General features: G+C 57.0%; 21 protein-coding genes. 6 read left to right on the top strand and 15 right to left on the bottom strand.

The window, feature by feature from the left end:
- Positions 1-137 precede the first annotated feature (137 nt).
- The gene (gene hpt, locus GFER_RS00510) at positions 138-662 is read left to right on the top strand and encodes a hypoxanthine phosphoribosyltransferase (protein ID WP_040095113.1); all 525 of its coding nucleotides are present in this window, start codon (positions 138-140) and stop codon (positions 660-662) included.
- A gap of 36 nt (positions 663-698) precedes the next feature.
- Positions 699-2,180 carry a DUF3426 domain-containing protein gene (locus tag GFER_RS00505; RefSeq protein ID WP_040095110.1) on the top strand — a complete coding sequence of 494 codons (1,482 nt, stop codon included), beginning with the start codon at positions 699-701 and terminating at the stop codon, positions 2,178-2,180.
- Positions 2,181-2,273: 93 nt separating this feature from the next.
- On the opposite strand, the gene GFER_RS00500 is transcribed toward GFER_RS00505, so the two are convergent.
- Positions 2,274-2,480, bottom strand: coding sequence for a twin-arginine translocase TatA/TatE family subunit (locus tag GFER_RS00500; protein ID WP_040095109.1), 207 nt, complete (start codon positions 2,478-2,480; stop codon positions 2,274-2,276).
- A 134-nt stretch (positions 2,481-2,614) separates the two neighbouring features.
- Positions 2,615-2,785, bottom strand: coding sequence for a DUF362 domain-containing protein (locus tag GFER_RS00495; RefSeq protein WP_040095106.1), 171 nt, complete (start codon positions 2,783-2,785; stop codon positions 2,615-2,617).
- A 282-nt stretch (positions 2,786-3,067) separates the two neighbouring features.
- Between GFER_RS00495 and GFER_RS00490 the strand changes: the two genes are divergently transcribed.
- On the top strand, positions 3,068-4,333 hold the full coding sequence (locus tag GFER_RS00490; protein ID WP_040095104.1) for an acetate kinase: 1,266 nt from the start codon (positions 3,068-3,070) through the stop codon (positions 4,331-4,333).
- 79 nt (positions 4,334-4,412) lie between these two features.
- Here GFER_RS00490 and pta read toward each other — a convergent pair whose 3' ends face one another.
- A complete protein-coding gene (pta, locus tag GFER_RS00485) occupies positions 4,413-5,414 on the bottom strand; it encodes a phosphate acetyltransferase (protein ID WP_040095102.1) in 1,002 nt (333 codons plus the stop codon).
- Positions 5,415-5,591: 177 nt separating this feature from the next.
- Between pta and GFER_RS00480 the strand changes: the two genes are divergently transcribed.
- Positions 5,592-6,509 (top strand): energy transducer TonB, encoded by a 918-nt coding sequence (locus GFER_RS00480; protein ID WP_040095099.1) that lies wholly within the window; start codon positions 5,592-5,594, stop codon positions 6,507-6,509.
- A gap of 63 nt (positions 6,510-6,572) precedes the next feature.
- Here the strand turns inward: GFER_RS00480 and gcvPB are convergent, their stop codons facing one another.
- The 12 genes from gcvPB to GFER_RS17325 form a co-directional block, all read right to left on the bottom strand.
- A complete protein-coding gene (gene gcvPB / locus GFER_RS00475; protein ID WP_040095096.1) occupies positions 6,573-8,030 on the bottom strand; it encodes an aminomethyl-transferring glycine dehydrogenase subunit GcvPB in 1,458 nt (485 codons plus the stop codon).
- Positions 8,027-9,376 (bottom strand): aminomethyl-transferring glycine dehydrogenase subunit GcvPA, encoded by a 1,350-nt coding sequence (gene gcvPA, locus GFER_RS00470; RefSeq protein WP_040095094.1) that lies wholly within the window; start codon positions 9,374-9,376, stop codon positions 8,027-8,029. Before gcvPA ends, gcvPB begins: the two co-directional genes overlap by 4 nt.
- 30 nt (positions 9,377-9,406) lie before the next feature.
- Positions 9,407-9,790, bottom strand: a complete 384-nt coding sequence (gene gcvH, locus GFER_RS00465) for a glycine cleavage system protein GcvH (RefSeq protein WP_040095092.1) — start codon at positions 9,788-9,790, stop codon at positions 9,407-9,409.
- A 62-nt stretch (positions 9,791-9,852) separates the two neighbouring features.
- Positions 9,853-10,950 (bottom strand): glycine cleavage system aminomethyltransferase GcvT, encoded by a 1,098-nt coding sequence (gene gcvT / locus GFER_RS00460; RefSeq protein ID WP_040095089.1) that lies wholly within the window; start codon positions 10,948-10,950, stop codon positions 9,853-9,855.
- A gap of 59 nt (positions 10,951-11,009) precedes the next feature.
- Positions 11,010-11,867, bottom strand: a complete 858-nt coding sequence (locus tag GFER_RS00455) for a methylenetetrahydrofolate reductase (protein WP_040095087.1) — start codon at positions 11,865-11,867, stop codon at positions 11,010-11,012.
- Between the two features lie 10 nt (positions 11,868-11,877).
- Entirely contained in the window at positions 11,878-12,519 is a 642-nt protein-coding gene (locus GFER_RS00450) for a methylenetetrahydrofolate reductase C-terminal domain-containing protein (protein ID WP_040095085.1), read from the bottom strand.
- Between the two features lie 62 nt (positions 12,520-12,581).
- On the bottom strand, positions 12,582-13,433 hold the full coding sequence (gene folD, locus GFER_RS00445; RefSeq protein WP_040095082.1) for a bifunctional methylenetetrahydrofolate dehydrogenase/methenyltetrahydrofolate cyclohydrolase FolD: 852 nt from the start codon (positions 13,431-13,433) through the stop codon (positions 12,582-12,584).
- Between the two features lie 213 nt (positions 13,434-13,646).
- The gene (locus GFER_RS00440; protein ID WP_040095078.1) at positions 13,647-13,907 is read right to left on the bottom strand and encodes an FmdB family zinc ribbon protein; all 261 of its coding nucleotides are present in this window, start codon (positions 13,905-13,907) and stop codon (positions 13,647-13,649) included.
- 104 nt (positions 13,908-14,011) lie between these two features.
- Positions 14,012-14,266 (bottom strand): DUF167 domain-containing protein, encoded by a 255-nt coding sequence (locus GFER_RS00435; protein ID WP_279615541.1) that lies wholly within the window; start codon positions 14,264-14,266, stop codon positions 14,012-14,014.
- 35 nt (positions 14,267-14,301) lie between these two features.
- Positions 14,302-14,859: a DivIVA domain-containing protein gene (locus tag GFER_RS00430; protein WP_074669548.1), complete on the bottom strand. Its 558-nt coding sequence runs from the start codon at positions 14,857-14,859 to the stop codon at positions 14,302-14,304.
- Between the two features lie 13 nt (positions 14,860-14,872).
- Positions 14,873-15,169: a YggT family protein gene (locus GFER_RS00425; RefSeq protein ID WP_040095074.1), complete on the bottom strand. Its 297-nt coding sequence runs from the start codon at positions 15,167-15,169 to the stop codon at positions 14,873-14,875.
- A 116-nt stretch (positions 15,170-15,285) separates the two neighbouring features.
- Positions 15,286-15,672 carry a YkgJ family cysteine cluster protein gene (locus GFER_RS17325; RefSeq protein ID WP_052445811.1) on the bottom strand — a complete coding sequence of 129 codons (387 nt, stop codon included), beginning with the start codon at positions 15,670-15,672 and terminating at the stop codon, positions 15,286-15,288.
- 336 nt (positions 15,673-16,008) lie between these two features.
- Between GFER_RS17325 and GFER_RS00415 the strand changes: the two genes are divergently transcribed.
- Entirely contained in the window at positions 16,009-16,206 is a 198-nt protein-coding gene (locus tag GFER_RS00415) for an SEC-C metal-binding domain-containing protein (RefSeq protein ID WP_040095072.1), read from the top strand.
- 88 nt (positions 16,207-16,294) lie between these two features.
- A complete protein-coding gene (locus GFER_RS00410; RefSeq protein WP_040095069.1) occupies positions 16,295-16,603 on the top strand; it encodes an MTH1187 family thiamine-binding protein in 309 nt (102 codons plus the stop codon).
- Positions 16,604-16,607 lie beyond the last annotated feature (4 nt).

Genomic DNA, 16,607 nt, shown 5'->3' with positions numbered 1-16,607 from the left:
CGATCGCAAATATTAGCACAGATATTGCCCCGGCTGCTACATCCATGGACAGGATTGTTTCCGACGAAGACATTGACACACGGCCCCATTCTTGCTATAAATCGATCTTTATTAAAATCTAATCTTGCGGGGATCACATGACCGACCTGAAGATGGATCTTCTCTACTCTCGCGAACGCATCTCGACTGAAATTACTCGTTTGGCGCAAGAAATCGATCGGGACTATCAAGACCAGGAAGTCCTTCTGGTTGTGGTTCTTAAAGGTTCACTTCTTTTTGCCGCCGACCTCCTGCGTGCCCTGAAAGTGAGTGCCTCAATAGATTTTGTGCGCCTTGCCAGCTACGGCTCTGAAACGCAAGCATCGGGAATCGTGGAGTTTCGCTACAACCTTGAAACGCCGATTCGTGACCGGAATGTCATTATCGTTGAGGACATTGTCGACAGCGGCTATACTTTAGAGTCACTGTTCAATAAACTTCTCCACCAACAGCCACGCTCCTTAAAGATCTGCGCACTTCTGGACAAACGTGCGCGTCGGGAAGTGGACATCGAAGCCGACTACGTCGGCATAACCATGGAAGACGGCTTTGTCGTCGGCTATGGCCTTGACTACAACGAAAAGTACCGCCAGTTTGCCGATATCTACCTGGTCAAGCCTTAAGCACCGGACTATATACAGCAGGGAGGCCCCTACACAATGATCATCAAGTGCGACAAGTGCGGCACCCGCTTTCGCATGGCGGATGAAAAAATGCAGCCTGGCGGCACCAAAGTCCGTTGCGCAAAATGCAAGCAGGTTTTCCTTGCCCTGCCTCCCCAGGAACCTGTCCCGGCCGTCGCACAGGAAAAATCCCCGGAAACCGCACCCGCAGATGCTGCCGAGTCCCTGCCAGGCCCTGAAAGACCTTCTTCCCGTTCGGAAGAAGACCTTGAGAGGGATAGCTCCCCATCCGGCGATTCTGACGGCGAGGAATTTGGATTTGAAGATTTCACCTTCGGCGACAGGGACTCAGAATCCAGCGCGGCGCTTGAGGATGATGAGGATTTCGGTCTTGGCGACTTTGATTTCAGCCGCGAAGAAGTAGCAGCATCCACCTTCGAAGCTGAACCAATCCAGGAAAAGCCTGTCCCTTCAGTGCTTGACGAGCCCGCATCCTCTACTGAAGATGAGGACACAGAGGATTGGGGGGAGTTTTCTCTCCAGGACGAAGAATCTGAAGAGGCCCTGGATACGACCTCAGATGAAGCGAAATCCGAGAAACCTCCGATCGAAGAGAGTGGAGAAGAACCTCTGGAGTTCACATTTGCCGAGGAGAAGGATCAAAGCGGCATCGAGGAGGAAGAGGATTTTGATTTTTCCCCGGAGGATCTCACGTCCGACATCGCGTTGGAAGATGATGATGAACCTGACGATGAAGAAGCTGTTCACACCGATTCCCTGAAACGAGAAGAGGAACCCTTCACTTTCGCCGCTGCGGTTGAAAGTGCTCCCGAAGGCGACTCGCCAGGGCACGACGCGCCCTTGCCCGACCGCGACCTCGGCATGGCTGATCGGGAAGTGGTCGAGACGCCGACAACGTCCACCCCGTCCGAGCCGCCCTTCGTACCCCCGCCGAAATCTCCACCGCGGAAAAGCCCGGTGGCCACGCTGATGGTTTTTATCCTGGTGGTCCTGATCATCCTGACGGCCGTCACGGGATATCTTTTCTGGCAAAAAGGCCCGCAAGCTTTTGAACAATTGCTCCTCGGACTGACCGGAGAACAGACACGCCCCACATCCTCGCAGGAAGGTATCGAGCTGACATCCCTGGAAGGAAAATTCATCAACAATCAGAACGCCGGGGAATTGTTCGTTATCCACGGACAGGCCATCAATCGCTTCGCGGAACCCCGTTCCGCCATTCAGGTCAAGGGCGTGGTCTACGGCGGGGACGGTAAGCCGACGCTTCAGCAAACAGTCTTCTGCGGCAACCCCCTGACGGAGGAGCAATTGCGCAATCTGTCCTATGGGCGCATTGAAGAAGCCATGAACAACCAGTTCGGTGCCGCGCTTTCCAATCTCAACGTCAGACCTGGCACAGCCATCCCCTTTACCATTGTTTTTCGCAACCTGCCCGCGGGCATGTCGGAGTTCACGGTGGAAATGGTTGATTCCCGGCCACCAACGGCCAACAACTGACAAGCTGCAAACAAAAAAAAGCCGCGTCTCTGTCGAGAGCGGCTTTTTTTTGTTTTTTATTCGGCCAAAAAATCAGATCCGGGCCAAGCGGGACTATTTCTTTTCCTGGTCCTTTTTCGCCTCGCTCTTCTCGTCGTCCTTGGGGGTAATATCGATTTCGTCGTTGGAATCAACGGCTTTCTTGAAGTTACGAATCCCCCGCCCCAAAGCATTTCCGATGTCGGGAAGTCGCCCGGCGCCAAAAATAATCAGAACCAGAACCAGAATGATGATGAGCTCCGTCGTGCCGAGTCCGAACATGCCTTGTGCCTCCTGCCTTCGATGCGAAAGCAGCCCGTCGGAATGAAATGTTTTCCATGCGAGGGCGCGGGGTACCGGAAAAGAAGGGGGCGGCTCAAGCCGCCCCCTTTACAACTGCCGACTTAAGCGAAAACTTAGGCCGGGTGGATGGCGTCAACCGGGCAGCTGTCGACACAGGCGCCGCAGTCAGTGCAGGTCGCGGCGTCGATGACGCGCACGTCGCCCTGCTCGCTGATGGCATCGACCGGACAGGTCGGGTCGCAGGCACCGCAGTTGATGCATTCGTCGTTAATCGTGTAAGCCATGGGTATCTCCTCCTCTGGTTTAATTTCCGCGAAGTTTACACCAACCGACCCTTCGCTGTCTACCCCAAACGCGCGGCGCGTTTTACCCACAAGTTCAGGAAATCCCTTGCAATCCCCCGACCCTTAATATATCTTTTATAACGTCTTTTCTCGTTACATTCCTGTATGTTCAATAGCATCCCCCCATCATTCCAAAGGCAATGGGGAAACGGTCGCACCCACAGCAAACACCGTTTTGCCACAACGATTGAGGTGGGGACAATTCACGCTCAGGAGGATTTCATGGACATTCTGGCTCTCAACTGCGGCAGTTCATCGGTCAAATACCAGCTTTTCGACTGGAAAAAAAAGGAAGTCATCGCTAAAGGCATGGTCGAGCGGGTCACCATCGGTGATTCTTTCATCATTCACGAGGTGCCGGGGCGCGAAACCTATCGTGAAGAATACGAGTGCCCCGATCATCAGGTGGCGATTCACCTGATCATTAAAATCCTGGCCGAAAAAGAGCATGGCGTGGTCAGCGACATTCAGCAGATTTCCGCGGTCGGCCACCGGGTGGTGCACGGTGGAGAAAAATTCACCTGCTCGGTGATGATCGACGACAATGTTCTGGATGCCATCAAAGCGGTTCAGCACCTCGCGCCCCTGCATAATCCACCCAACATCTCCGGCATTGAAGCAGCCCGTTCCGTACTTCCCGATGTCCCCCATGTCGCTATTTTCGACACGGCATTTCACCAGACCATGCCTGAGCACGCCTACACCTATCCCCTGCCCTACGAATGGTATGAAAAATACGGCGTGCGCCGTTACGGCTTTCATGGGACCAGTCACCTCTACGTTTCCAAGCGGGCGGCGGTCATGCTCGGCAAGGATCCCAAGGATTGCAACATCATCACCATGCATATCGGCAACGGGGTTTCTCATGCAGCCATCAAGGGGGGCGTCTCCGTTGATACCTCCATGGGCTTGACACCCTTGGAAGGCGCGGTCATGGGCACCCGCTGCGGCGATATCGATCCGGCGATTCCCATGTTCCTTCAGCAGCAGGAAAACCTCTCGCCCAAGGATCTTGATTCAATTCTCAACAAGAAATCCGGGATTCTCGGCATCACCGGTCAATTCACCGATCGACGCGATGTCATCGAAGGGGCCGCGGAGGGCAACGAACGCTGCGCGCTGGCCCTGGAGATCGAAGGATATCGCCTGAAGAAATACATCGGCTCCTATGCCGCGGCCATCGGCGGCATCGATGCGGTGGTCTTTACCGCCGGAGTGGGCGAAATGGGTTGGCAGATCCGTGAAAAAGCCCTGGAAGGGCTCGAATACATGGGCATCATTCTGGATCGCGAGAAGAACAAAAATACCATGACGCGCAAATCGGAAAACGTTATTACCACTCCCGAGTCCAAGGTCAAGGTATTCGTCATTCCCACCGATGAGGAACTGGTATTCACCGAAGACGTGGTTGGCATTCTGGAAGGTACCTACACCGACCACATGAAGTTCCAGTACTCTTTTGCCAAGCGCGAATTCCAACGCAAATAGCGATTAAAGCCAGAAGCGTCCGACATAAAAAAGGCCGGCAGGGATTTCCCCGCCGGCCTTTTTTTTCACTCACACCTGCTCAGCCTTGCGCCTGCACGGCAGTTATCGCCGCCACGTTGACGATATCATCCACCGAGCAGCCCCGCGACAGGTCGTTGACGGGCTTGGCCAGTCCCTGGATGATGGGGCCCACGGCTTCGGCCCCGGCAATTCGCTCAACCAGCTTGTAGCCGATGTTGCCGGCGTCGAGATCGGGGAAAATAAGGGTATTGGCTTTTCCCGCGACGGGCGAGCCGGGCGCTTTTTTCTGCCCGACCTTGGGAAGCAGTGCAGCATCGGCCTGCAATTCGCCGTCAATCTGCAGATTGGGATCGAGTCCTCGAGCAATTTCCAGGGCCTTGAGCACCTTATCGACATCTTCATGCTGAGCGCTGCCCTTGGTGGAAAAAGACAACATGCCCACCCGCGCGTCCACACCGAGAAAACTCTTGCAGCTTTTCGCGGTGGCAACGGCGATCTCCGCCAGGGCCTGGGCATCTGGATTGGGATTGACGGCGCAATCGGCAAAAAGGATGGTGCCGTTTTCGCCGAAATCGGGGGTTTTGGTGATCATGAGAAACACCGAGGAGACAGTCTTCATGCCCGGCGCGGTGCCGACCACCTGAAAAGCGGCGCGCAATACGTCGCCGGTGGTATTGTGCGCCCCGGCGACCGCGCCACCTGCGTCACCAGTGCGCACCATCATCGCCGCGAAATAAAGATTGTCTTCGGCTGTCAGCAGCTTGCGTGCCTCATCGGCGGTCAGGCCCTTTTTCTTACGTAACTCCACCAGTTCGGTAACATAAGCGTCGAGTTTCTCGGCCCGTGCCGGATCAATCAGGGTCACTCCGTCCAAGGAGCATCCCAATTCCCGTGCTTTGCTTTGCAGAGTATCCGTATTCCCAAGCAGCACGACCTTGGCCAGTTTATCGGCGACAATGCGCCCAGCGGCCTCGATCATGCGGTCGTCGTAGCCTTCAGGCAGGACCACGGTCTGGGCATTGGTTCGTGCCTTACTTTTAATCTGATCTACCAGATGCATGAAAACCTCCTCTTTCAAAACAGAGTTTTAAATGAATGCCTGTTTTATACCCGATGCCTCCGGGAAGGGTCAACCTCTTTCCCCACCGTTTTTTTGCCTTCAGCACTGGCACCCCAAGGGGTGATTCGGGTATAATTGGCTGCGATACCTTACCTAGCAACGGGTTGTGCAACTTCTATGAGTTTTCATCCACGACAGACCACCATTCTCTGGTGGTTTATCCCTCTGTCTCTGATCATCCATCTGCTGTTGATGCTGCTGATGCCCCAGACAGCGCCAGGTCCCGCACCTCAGCTCGAGGAACCCGTCTTTGTCGAGGTACGGCCGCCACAACCACGGCCGCGGGAACTCGATGTTCCGATCCTGCCCGAGACTCCCCGCGAAAAACCGGCCGAGCGCCTGGGGCCCCAGGATCAAGTGGTTGAGCGCGAAACCGCCCCGCCTGGAGAAGACACCGAAGACGCTCAGCCCAGAGTTGTGGCGCCGCCACCGGTGCCACAACCGCGCCCCGAGCCTCGGCCGCAACCGCGAGAGCAAGCACCTCCTGTGGTCGTTGATCAACCACCGACCGTAGAGCGTCCGGCTGAAAAAGCTCCGGCACCCCAGGTGGCCGTCCACCCCGAGGTCACGCCTCCTGCGGCGCCGGCCGAGCGTGCCCTGCCCGATCTCAAGGATCTGCTGCAACTGCCGCAGGCCACGGAGAGCCGCCTGGAAAACCAGTTACGGCGCAAATACCGGGCCGAAGTCGAGGCGGGCAATGCCGTCTGGCTGGACATGGAGAAGGATATTTTGATTTCCTTCTTTCAACGCTTCCGCAACAATATTTACGGCGTATGGAACTATCCCCGGCAAGCCGCCGAACGCGGCGAGGAAGGCACCAGCCTGCTCAAAGTCACGGTGCGCCGCGACGGCAGCGTGGAAAGTGTCCAGATCCTGGAAAGCTCAGGCTCCGCCGCCCTTGATCAGGAAGCGGTGCGCGCGGTCTGGCGTGGGGCCTCTTACGGCCCTATTTCCCGCCATTACGAAGAGGAAACACTCACCATCTTCGCCTTTTTTCAGTACCGTATCGGCCGCACGTTCATCTTCGGTAGTTGAACGCCCTCTCTTGCCGGAATTGGCGCCCTTAGCCTCTCCCCCACCTCCTCCAGGTTATTCCGCTCAGGTCTTTTCCCAGCGCAGGCGCGGCTGCCGCGCTGCCCTGGTTTCATCGAGCCGGCCCAGACGTGTGCATTGCGGGGCCTGCTTGAGCAGTTCAGGCTGCTCTTCGGCTTCCCGCGCGACAGCAAGCATTGCCTCGCAGAATTCATCCAGAGACTCCAGACTTTCGCTTTCGGTGGGCTCAATCATGATGGCGCCGGCCACCACCAGAGGGAAATAGACCGTCGGCGGATGAAAACCGTAATCGATGAGGCGCTTGGCCAGATCCAGGGTGCGGCACCCCCCGCCCAGGCGACGGTCGCTGAATACCACTTCGTGCAGGGAACGGGTCGCATACGGCAGGTGAAAGACGCCCTCGAGACGCGCCCGCACGTAATTGGCATTGAGTACCGCCATATCCGTAGCGCGCCGCAGCCCCTCCGGACCCATGCTGCGAATGTAGGCAAAGGCGCGCACCAGCACGCCGAAGTGCCCATAGAAACCCTTCATGGTGCCGATGCTGTGCGGTGCGTCGAAATCGAGGCGAAAGCCATCCGCGTGCCGCACCACGACCGGCACGGGTAGAAAGGGAGCGAGTTCCGCCGTCACGCCCACCGGCCCGGCGCCCGGCCCACCGCCCCCATGGGGTGTGGCAAAGGTTTTATGCAGGTTGAAATGCATGACGTCGATGCCTGCATCGCCAGGGCGCGAAATCCCCATCAAGGCGTTGAGGTTGGCGCCATCGCAATAAACCAGACCGCCGCGGTCATGCACGATGCGGCAGATCTCGGCAATCTCGCTCTCGAACAGACCGAGTGTGTTGGGATTGGTCACCATGAGGGCGGCGACCTCCTCGTCCATCAACTCGGCAACCGCGGCGGCGCGCAACACCCCGTCGCTGGCCACCGACACCACCTGATAGCCACACAGGGTCGCGGTCGCCGGGTTGGTGCCGTGGGCGGTATCGGGAATGAGGACCTTGGTGCGGCGATTGCCGCGCGCCTCGTGCCAGGCGCGGATCATGAGCATTCCGGCCAACTCGCCATGAGCACCGGCACCGGGTTGCAGCGTAACTGCCGGAAAACCGGAGATTTCAGCAAGATCTTCCTGCAACTGAAACATAAGCTCCAGGGCCCCCTGGCTCAACTCCTCCGGAGTATGCGGATGCACCCCGGCAAACCCCGGCAGGCGGCAGGCGACCTCATTCACCTTGGGGTTGTATTTCATGGTGCAACTGCCCAGGGGGTAAAAACCTGTATCGATTCCGTAATTCCAGGTGGACAGGCGGGTGAAATGGCGCACGACATCGAGTTCGGACAGTTCCGGAAAGCCGCGGATATCTTCCCGCACCAGTTCGGCAGGCAGATGCGCGGGGGGCACGTCAAGAGCAGGCAGACTGTAACCCTTGCGGCCTTTGTCCGAGTGCTCGAAAAGCAGTTTTTCGTTAAGTTGCAATCCGCTGGTTCCCACCCGGGTCATAGGGCACCTCCGGCCAGGGCGGCGCACAAGGCGTCGATATCCTCACGCCGGTTCTGCTCGGTGACGCAGACCAGGAAACGATTGGACATCTGCGGATACCAGCGCACCAGAGGAATTCCACCAAGAATCCCCTGGACTTGAACCCGGCGCAGCAAATCGACGGCTTTTATCGTTCCCTCAACGACGAATTCATTGAAGACCGGGCCACTGAACGGCAGGCTGAAATCCGACAGCGCTTCGATTTTGGCCCGTGCATAAGCGGCCTTGGCCAGATTCTGTTCCGCCGTCTCCCGCAACCCCCGGCGCCCCAGCAGAGCCAGGTAAATGGCGGCGGCCAGGGCGCACAGACCCTGGTTGGAGCAGATGTTGGACGTGGCTTTTTCGCGACGGATATGCTGTTCGCGGGTTGCCAGAGTCAGCACGAAGCCACGCTGACCTTTACTGTCGAGGGTTTCTCCCACCAGACGCCCGGGCAGGTTGCGCAGATCCTGGGAACGCGCGGCAAAAAAGCCGAGGTAGGGTCCGCCGAAAGCCAGTGGCAGACCAAAACTCTGGCCCTCCCCCACCACGATATCGGCACCGAGCTCCGCGGGAGGCTTCAGCAGACCCAGGGCCAAAGGCTCCTGCACGGCAGCAATAAGGCGCGCACCGCAGGCAGTGGTGAGATGCGAGGCTGCGGCCAGATCTTCAATCACCCCGAAGAAATTCGGATAGCCGAGCACCAGGGCGGCGCACCGCTCGTTCAATTCCCCGGCCAGGACACTCAGGTCGGTACGCCCCGTTTCGTCGAACTCGATCTCGACCAATTCAAAATCGAGGTAGCGGCAATAAGTAGCCACCGTCGCCCGATAATCAGGATGCAGAGAACGCGCCAGCAGCACCCGCGAACGCTTGGTCGCCCGTGTCGCCATCAGCACCGCTTCCGCACAGGCAGAAGCGCCATCATACATGGAGGCATTGGCCACATCCATGCCGGTCAGTTGGCAAATCAGGGTCTGAAACTCGTAAATCGCCTGCAGGGTTCCCTGGCTGATTTCGGGCTGATAGGGTGTGTAGGCTGTGTAGAATTCGCTACGGGAGATGAGGTGATCGACTGCGGCCGGAATAAAATGATTGTAGGCACCGCCGCCAAGAAACATTCGGTGAGTTTCAGCAGTGGCGTTGAGTCGCGCCAATCTCCCAAGTTCAGCAAGAAGTTCAGCCTCACTGCGCGCCGGGGGCAACCGCAGGGGGCGGTCGAGACGCAAAGCGGCCGGAACCTCGGCGAAAAGCTCCTCGACCGAACCCGTGCCGATGGTGGCCAGCATCTGCCGGACATCCTCCTCGGTTTGCGGAATAAAACGCATGGGCAACCTCTCCCGGTGCGGTGGCGATACTCAATCTTCTTCGATAAATTCCTGATAACTGGCCGCGTCGAGCAGATCTTCAAGCTCGGCAGGATCACTCAGCCGGACTTTGATCATCCACCCGTCTTCATAAGGCGAGGTATTGAGAATTTCGGGTGTGTCGGGCAATTCCTCGTTGACTTCGACCACTTCCCCCGTCACCGGCGAATAGATATCCGAAACCGCCTTGACCGACTCCACCACGCCGAAAACCTTGCCCGCCTCGACTTTGATACCGACTTCGGGCAGCTCGACAAAAACCACATCCCCCAGAGAATCCTGGGCAAAATCGGTAATACCGACGGTTACCACTTCCCCCTCGACCAAAACCCATTCGTGCTCTTCGGTGTATTTGAATTCTTCGGGAAAATCCATATTTAAGCCTCCTGAATGAAAATGAAAAAAATCATGACGGGCCTGTGGGACAAGCTGAACAATTACGACTTTTCAAGAAATGGGGGTTTGACAATTTCCGCAGCGACCCGCCGTTGTCGGATGCCGACTTCGAGCGCGGTGCCAGGCCGGCGCACCTCGTTGCGCACCAACGCAATAGCGATACCCTGACGCAAGGACGGCGACAGGGTGCCGCTGGTGACGGTTCCGACGACCTCACCATTGAGATACACGGGATATCCCGCTCGCGGCACCCCGGCCTCCGTCATGCGCAAACCGATCAGACGCCGCTCAGGGCCCTTTTCCTTTTGTCGCACGAGGGCCTCGCGACCGATAAAACTGGGCTTTTCCAGATGAGTAATCCAGCCCAGGCCGGCTTCCAAAGGTGAAATCTCGGGGCTGAGTTCATGCCCGTAAAGGGGATACTTCATCTCCAGGCGCAAAGTATCGCGTGCCCCCAAACCGGCCGGCATCAGGCCATCTTCGCGGCCGACATCAAGCAGATTGCGCCACAGGGTGAGGACAGCCTCAGGATGACAGTAAAGTTCAAAGCCGTCTTCGCCCGTGTACCCGGTGCGGGAGATGAGAGTCGGCACTTCAGCCACCAGTCCTTCGTAAAAATGATAACCGGTAATGCGACTCAGGTCGATGGCCGTCAATTGAGAGAGAATGAGGGCCGCAGCCGGTCCCTGCAAGGCGAGCTGGGCGAAATCGACGCTGGAATTGCGGCAGGTCACGGCGGCGAAACCTGAATCTTCAAGGGCCGCTTCGACCCAGGCGAAATCCTTGTCGGTATTGCCGGCGTTGACGCACAGCAAATAATTCTCGCCATCGAAGCGATACAGCAATAGGTCATCGACCACCCCGCCATCCGGATAACACATGGCGGTGTACTGGGCCTGGCCGTTACTCAATCGACTGACATCGTTGATGGTCAACTCTTGCAAAAACGCCTGTGCATCGCGGCCCTTGATTTCGATTTCGCCCATGTGGGAGACATCAAAGAGGCCCGCCGCATGGCGCACGGCCAGATGTTCGTCAATAACTCCGCGATACTGCACCGGCATTTCCCAGCCGCCGAATTCCACCATGCGGGCGCCGAGTTCGCGATGCGCGAGATAAAGAGCCGTACGTTTAAGCATGAGAACCTCTAGGTGACAGACGGGTGAGCTCAGCCGGATCGGCCCGATCAGTCACAAGCTTAGCAAAGAATTTGCGGAATCCTATCCTCGCAACCCAGAGTCATCAGGTGCACACCCTGACATTCGCTTCGCGCCAGCGCCACCATCTCACGGGCAATGATGACGCCCTGCTCAAGAGGATCAGCGGCCTCGCTCAAACGCGTCATGATATCTTCGGGGACCCGCACGCCGGGGATATGCTCATTGAGGTAGCGCGCCATGCGCACGTTTTTCAACAAAATCACTCCCAAAACAACTGGAACACCCAGTGGGCGGGCCTGCGCCATGAAGCGTCGCAGGGATTCCTCGCGAAACACGGCTTGGGTCTGAAAAAATCTTGCACCGGAGGCTGCTTTTTTTTGAACTTTCTGAAACATCAGCTCAAAGGGTTCAGCCTCAGGGGTGACCGCGGCGCCCGGAAAAAAAACCGGCGAGGTCTGCAAGGGGCGTCCCGCCAGGTCATGACCGGCCATAAGTGCCTCTGCAGCCCGCAGCAGTTGCACTGAATCGAGGTCAAACACCGGTCGCGCCTGCGGATGATCGCCGAAGCGGGGGTGATCGCCGGAAAGCAGCAGAAGATTTTCAATACCTAAGGCGGATGCGGCAAGCAGATCGGATTGCAGCGCCATGCGGTTGCGGTCGCGACAAGTCATCTGCAGAATGGGTTCGATACCGCGCTGCCGCAAAAGAGCAGCCACCGCCAGAGGCGCCATGCGCATGTTGGCCCCCTGATTGTCGGTGACGTTGACCGCGGTCACTTCTGCGGGCAAGGAAGCAGCCAGTGCCAGCTCCTGGTCGAGGCTAACTCCTTTGGGCGGAGCTATTTCGGCGGTGACGACGAATTCGCCGCCGGCAAGTTTTTCAGCAAACCGCGACATAATTTTCTGCCTAAACCTTATGTCTGCCCGGTTGGTGACGCCGGCCCCAGTCTTTGTTGGGCACGACCCGAGCAAAAACCCCCTTGCGGCCCTGGCGCGTCAAGCGCTCGTAGATCATCTGCCAGGCACACTCGCGCTCACGGTCAGCCTCGCAGCGCCCATCTTCCATGCCTCCGCAAGGACCGTTGAGCAAACTTTTAGCACAGTTGGTGACGGGGCAGATCCCGGCGGTCTCGTTGAGAATGCAATCGCCGCACAACGAACATTTTTCCTCATAGTGACCGAGACGACGTACGTTGCCGAGAAACAGAGAATCGAGAGCCCCGATGACCCGTTTTTCAGTGTTGGCGGAGAGCGATTGAACTCCGGCCCCGCAAGTCAGTACCAACAGCGCGTCGGCTTCCTGAACGGCCGCTCGATGCTGGCGCAGGTCACGGGCGACGCGCATGATGTGGCAGGCTTCCTGAATAACGACACTGCCCGTCACCTCACGCTGATGAGCGGCCAACCAGTCCTGCATCTGAAAAAGTTCTTCCTCGCCGCCGGCTTTGCAGGCCGTGGCGCAGGCAGCACAACCCACCAGGAACAACTTTTGTTTGCCTTCGAGATGCTCCAGCAGTTCGACCTTATCTTTTTGCCGACTGATGATCATGACAGAAGTTCTCGCAAAAAAAACCGCCGGTCCGCATACAGCGGACCGGCGGTCGGGTTTGATCAGCGGCGGGCGCGGCGCTGAGCGCTCTCCAGGGTGTTTTGCAACAGCATGGCGATGGTCATGGGACCGACCCCGCCCGGAACCGGCGTGATAGCTCCAGCGTGGCGGCTGGCCGCTTCATATTCCACATCGCCCACCAGCTTTTTTTCACCGACACGGTTGATGCCGACATCGATAACCACCGCACCATCCTTGACCCAATCACCCTTGACCATCTCCGGCCGACCGACGGCGGCGATCACCACATCGGCGGCACGCACTTTGGCAGCCAGGTCGCGGGTACGCGAGTGACACAGGGTAACCGTGGCGTGACGCGCCAGGCACATCAGCGCCACCGGCTTGCCGACGATATTTGAGCGCCCGACGACCACCACATCCTTGCCGGTAAGATCGGTGCCGGTATGCTCCAGCATTTTCATGATGCCGTAAGGCGTACAAGGCTGAAATAGCGGATTGCCCGTGGCCAGGCGCCCGACGTTGTAGGGATGAAAACCGTCAACATCCTTTTGCGGAAGAATGGCTTCAAGGACGCGTGTTTCGTCGATATGCGCAGGCAACGGCAACTGCACGAGAATCCCGTCAATGCGCGCGTCCTGGTTAAGTTGGGCGATAAGGGCCAGCAACTGAGCTTCGCTGGTTTCCACCGGCAGTTTGTGTTCGTCGGAAAAGATCCCTGCTTCGGCGCAGGCCTTCTCCTTCATGGTGACGTAGACGCGACTGGCCGGATCCTCACCCACCAGCACAACCGCCAACCCGGGGACCACATTGCTTTTTTTGAGTTCTGCCGCCTCTTCTTTAATTCGACCGCGAATTTCAGCGGCAATCGCCTTGCCGTCAATAATCTCTGCCACGCTGGAAAACCTCCTTGTATATGGATAGCGTCGACGACAGGTGCGTCGACGACTTGACATAAAAACGTTGGGATTCGGTAACCGCCCCAAACTATACGCAAGCCCTCGGTGAATGTAAAGATGCCGCGGCACAGGCGCGCGGGCACCAAACAAAAAAGGGACGCCGCGGCGTCCCTGGGAAAATCGCCCCAATAGGGCATATCTCGTAAATGCTTATTCGTTGGCAGCCTTGGGACAGCCCGCGCAGCCGCCCCCTTCACCTGTGCTCGTGGCGCAAGCAGCGGGTTTGCCTTCCGCACCATACCCCTGCTGATACCAACCGCCACCTTTGAGGGTAAAAGCGGTCTGGGAAATCAGCTTGGCCACATCGCCAGACCCACAGACTTTGCAGTCATTCAGCGGAGGATCGGAAAATTTCTGCCTGGCTTCAAAGGTTTTACCACAGGAATTGCACTGATATTCATAGATCGGCATTGCTGATATACCTCCATTGGTCACGGTCGTTTGTTATTATGCAGATAATGTAATGTCTTGGTCTGGAATTTGTCAAGGTGCGGGACGGCGGAAAAAAACGGGAATCAGTCAACTTTCAAGCAACGGGCCACCAAGCGCAGGTCGGCATCACGCACCAACAACCGCTTGTGCCGGGACTTGGCGCCTGAGAGCAGTACCACCTGGGATTTTGCCACGCCGCAAAGATCAGCGAGAAACTCACAGCACAGCCGATTGGCCGCACCCTCCACCGGCGGCGAAGTCAAACGCATGCGCAGTTCTTCGCCTTGAACGCCGACGAGTTCGTTGCGACTGGCGCGGGGCTGAACATATACAGCCACCCGCACTCCCTCGGAAGTCTCTGTGAGCGCCGCATTCATCTCTGAATTCCGCTCTCTTCGTCATCAGCCATCAAATCGGAGAAATCCTCGAACTTATGCTCGTCCTGACCCGCGGGCAGTCCCTCACGATCCTTGCCGGTGGGAAGGCTCAGGGTATCTAGATTCAACAATCGCAGATGGCTTTCAACCAGAGATCGCAGTCCCGTTTCAAATGACACTTTCTGCCGCTTGACTTCCTGAATCTCATTGACAAGCTGCAAGCGCCGCCTTTCCGCCTCGCCGACAATCTGTTCGCCACGCACCCGGGCATCGGCAAGAATCACCTCAGCCTCCTTGCGTGCGTTGTTGCACAGATCATCGCTAACTTTCTGCGCCGTCAAAAGAGTTGCGTTGAGCACCTCTTCGCGTTCGCGCATCTCGGCCAAACTCGTTCGGGTACGGGAAAGCTCTTCGCGTAACTCCTGACTCTGCCGATGCAGACGCTCGAGTTCTTCCGCAACCTGCTCAAGGAAACGGTCCACCCCGGCCTTGTCATAGCCGAAAATCTGCGACTTGAACTGCTGTTGCTGAATATCAATAGGGGTGATCGCCATGGCAGAGCCTGAATTAGTGCCCGAAAGCAATGCGGTACACGAGGGAATTGAGTAGCATACTGATGAAGTAAAGCCCAAAAATCAGTGCAATGGGCGAAAGATCAAGCCCCCCGAATTGCAAGGGCAGAGTCCGCCGAATGCGATCGAGTGGAGGATCAGTCATGTTGTAAAGAAACCGGACAATGGGATTATAGGGATCGGGACTGACCCAGGAGACGATGGCACGGGCGATCACAACGTAAATATACAGCTGGATGGCCAGGCTAAGGATGCGCACCACCGCCACAAGCAAGTTTGCCAATAAATCCATAAACACCAAACCTTTCCGACAGCACAGAACATTTGTAATTCAACAGGTTCTTATACCGGAAAGGTACGCTTTCTGTCAATCGCCGCTTCCAGATCGACCAGACTTCGGCTCCGCCGTCAATGGATGGTCGAATGTTCTCTGGGAATATAGATACCGCGAATGCAGTGGCGGCCGTGATCCAGGCCCGGATAATCGCGACACATGTCAGGCTTGATGTCGTGAATGGCGCAATGCGCCGTTTCTTCATCGATGCGCTTAAGAAAGGGGCACCGTGCTCCGCGCCGGTTTTCACGGGGGTCAACCCAGATCCATCCGGAAGGATTGACCAGATCCAGAAGGTCTTGGCGTCCGAGACACTTCCAGCGTTCAAGATCTGCCTGAGAGGCATGCAGGTAACCACCGAAGTGTTCGCAACATTGTCCACACCCCAGGCATCTTCTTCGCGGCACCGGCCTGTCGGGGCAAATTTTGTCCCATACGCGAAACAGCGCTTCAATCATCATCACTTTCCTCCTTTTTCCATGCGAAGTGCCTCTGCAAATGGATGCGCCCACCCCCTTTTTCATAAAATTTTGTTTTATTTGCACATTACTGAAAAAAGGGGATTATTTTTAATGCCTTTTTCGTAACAATTTTTTTTCATTTATCCACAAAATACAGTTATATCTTTTCACTGTCAAACGCACCCTGAGATTTTGCAGGAGATTCGACCTCTCTCTTGCCAGTGTCTCTCTCCCCCGATAAGATGAAGGAAAATCGAGAAGCGCGGGCATCTCACGCAACTCGGTGGGTGAGGATAATCCTCCACAACCAGAGACCTCAAAGAGGAGACTTGAATCATGAATTGGCTGCGGCGCCTTTTTCGAAAAAAAGATTCGGCCAGCCTGCCCGACAGTCTGACCGAACTGCGGAAAACCGATCCCTGCTGGTGCGGCAGCGACCGCACCTACGGCTCCTGCCATCGCAAGGAAGACCGCCGTCGGTTGCGCGAACTCGGCATCAGCGGCGCCGACCTGCAACGCAACCCCCTGATATGAAAGCCGCGCACCAAGGATGAGGTCTCATCCTGCAAATAAACTTGGGTTTATAGCTGCTGCACTTCATTGACTTGCGGAGGAAAATGAAATGGCCGTGGTGGAAATCAGCGTCACCCCGCTGGGCACCGGAACTCCCAGCGTTTCTGAATATGTCGCCGAATGCCTTAAAATCGTTCAGGAGTCGGGACTGAGCTATCAGCTCACCCCGATGGGCACCATTCTCGAAGGCGAGATCGAGGACATCCTTGCCGTGGTCCAGCGCATGCACCAAGCACCTTTCGCTGCCGGCGCGGTGCGCGTCTCAACCCTCATCAAAATCGATGATCGCCGCGATCGCGCCGACCACAGCATGGCCGGAAAGATGGCATCCGTCACCAAGCGCCTCGGAAAACCCTGAGCCG

The organism is Geoalkalibacter ferrihydriticus DSM 17813 (genome assembly GCF_000820505.1).
GTDB lineage: Bacteria > Desulfobacterota > Desulfuromonadia > Desulfuromonadales > Geoalkalibacteraceae > Geoalkalibacter > Geoalkalibacter ferrihydriticus.
The sequence above is the reverse complement of the archived record's forward strand: the minus strand, read 5'-3'. Positions and strand labels throughout refer to the sequence as shown.

What these genes read in the sequence shown, in the direction of transcription:
- hpt (WP_040095113.1), top strand. Translation starts at nt 138, where the DNA reads ATGACCGACCTGAAGATGGATCTTCTCTACTCTCGCGAACGCATCTCG.
- GFER_RS00505 (WP_040095110.1), top strand. Translation starts at nt 699, where the DNA reads ATGATCATCAAGTGCGACAAGTGCGGCACCCGCTTTCGCATGGCGGAT.
- GFER_RS00500 (WP_040095109.1), bottom strand. Translation starts at nt 2,480, where the DNA reads ATGTTCGGACTCGGCACGACGGAGCTCATCATCATTCTGGTTCTGGTT.
- GFER_RS00495 (WP_040095106.1), bottom strand. Translation starts at nt 2,785, where the DNA reads ATGGCTTACACGATTAACGACGAATGCATCAACTGCGGTGCCTGCGAC.
- GFER_RS00490 (WP_040095104.1), top strand. Translation starts at nt 3,068, where the DNA reads ATGGACATTCTGGCTCTCAACTGCGGCAGTTCATCGGTCAAATACCAG.
- pta (WP_040095102.1), bottom strand. Translation starts at nt 5,414, where the DNA reads ATGCATCTGGTAGATCAGATTAAAAGTAAGGCACGAACCAATGCCCAG.
- GFER_RS00480 (WP_040095099.1), top strand. Translation starts at nt 5,592, where the DNA reads ATGAGTTTTCATCCACGACAGACCACCATTCTCTGGTGGTTTATCCCT.
- gcvPB (WP_040095096.1), bottom strand. Translation starts at nt 8,030, where the DNA reads ATGACCCGGGTGGGAACCAGCGGATTGCAACTTAACGAAAAACTGCTT.
- gcvPA (WP_040095094.1), bottom strand. Translation starts at nt 9,376, where the DNA reads ATGCGTTTTATTCCGCAAACCGAGGAGGATGTCCGGCAGATGCTGGCC.
- gcvH (WP_040095092.1), bottom strand. Translation starts at nt 9,790, where the DNA reads ATGGATTTTCCCGAAGAATTCAAATACACCGAAGAGCACGAATGGGTT.
- gcvT (WP_040095089.1), bottom strand. Translation starts at nt 10,950, where the DNA reads ATGCTTAAACGTACGGCTCTTTATCTCGCGCATCGCGAACTCGGCGCC.
- GFER_RS00455 (WP_040095087.1), bottom strand. Translation starts at nt 11,867, where the DNA reads ATGTCGCGGTTTGCTGAAAAACTTGCCGGCGGCGAATTCGTCGTCACC.
- GFER_RS00450 (WP_040095085.1), bottom strand. Translation starts at nt 12,519, where the DNA reads ATGATCATCAGTCGGCAAAAAGATAAGGTCGAACTGCTGGAGCATCTC.
- GFER_RS00440 (WP_040095078.1), bottom strand. Translation starts at nt 13,907, where the DNA reads ATGCCGATCTATGAATATCAGTGCAATTCCTGTGGTAAAACCTTTGAA.
- GFER_RS00430 (WP_074669548.1), bottom strand. Translation starts at nt 14,859, where the DNA reads ATGGCGATCACCCCTATTGATATTCAGCAACAGCAGTTCAAGTCGCAG.
- GFER_RS00425 (WP_040095074.1), bottom strand. Translation starts at nt 15,169, where the DNA reads ATGGATTTATTGGCAAACTTGCTTGTGGCGGTGGTGCGCATCCTTAGC.
- GFER_RS17325 (WP_052445811.1), bottom strand. Translation starts at nt 15,672, where the DNA reads ATGATGATTGAAGCGCTGTTTCGCGTATGGGACAAAATTTGCCCCGAC.
- GFER_RS00415 (WP_040095072.1), top strand. Translation starts at nt 16,009, where the DNA reads ATGAATTGGCTGCGGCGCCTTTTTCGAAAAAAAGATTCGGCCAGCCTG.
- GFER_RS00410 (WP_040095069.1), top strand. Translation starts at nt 16,295, where the DNA reads ATGGCCGTGGTGGAAATCAGCGTCACCCCGCTGGGCACCGGAACTCCC.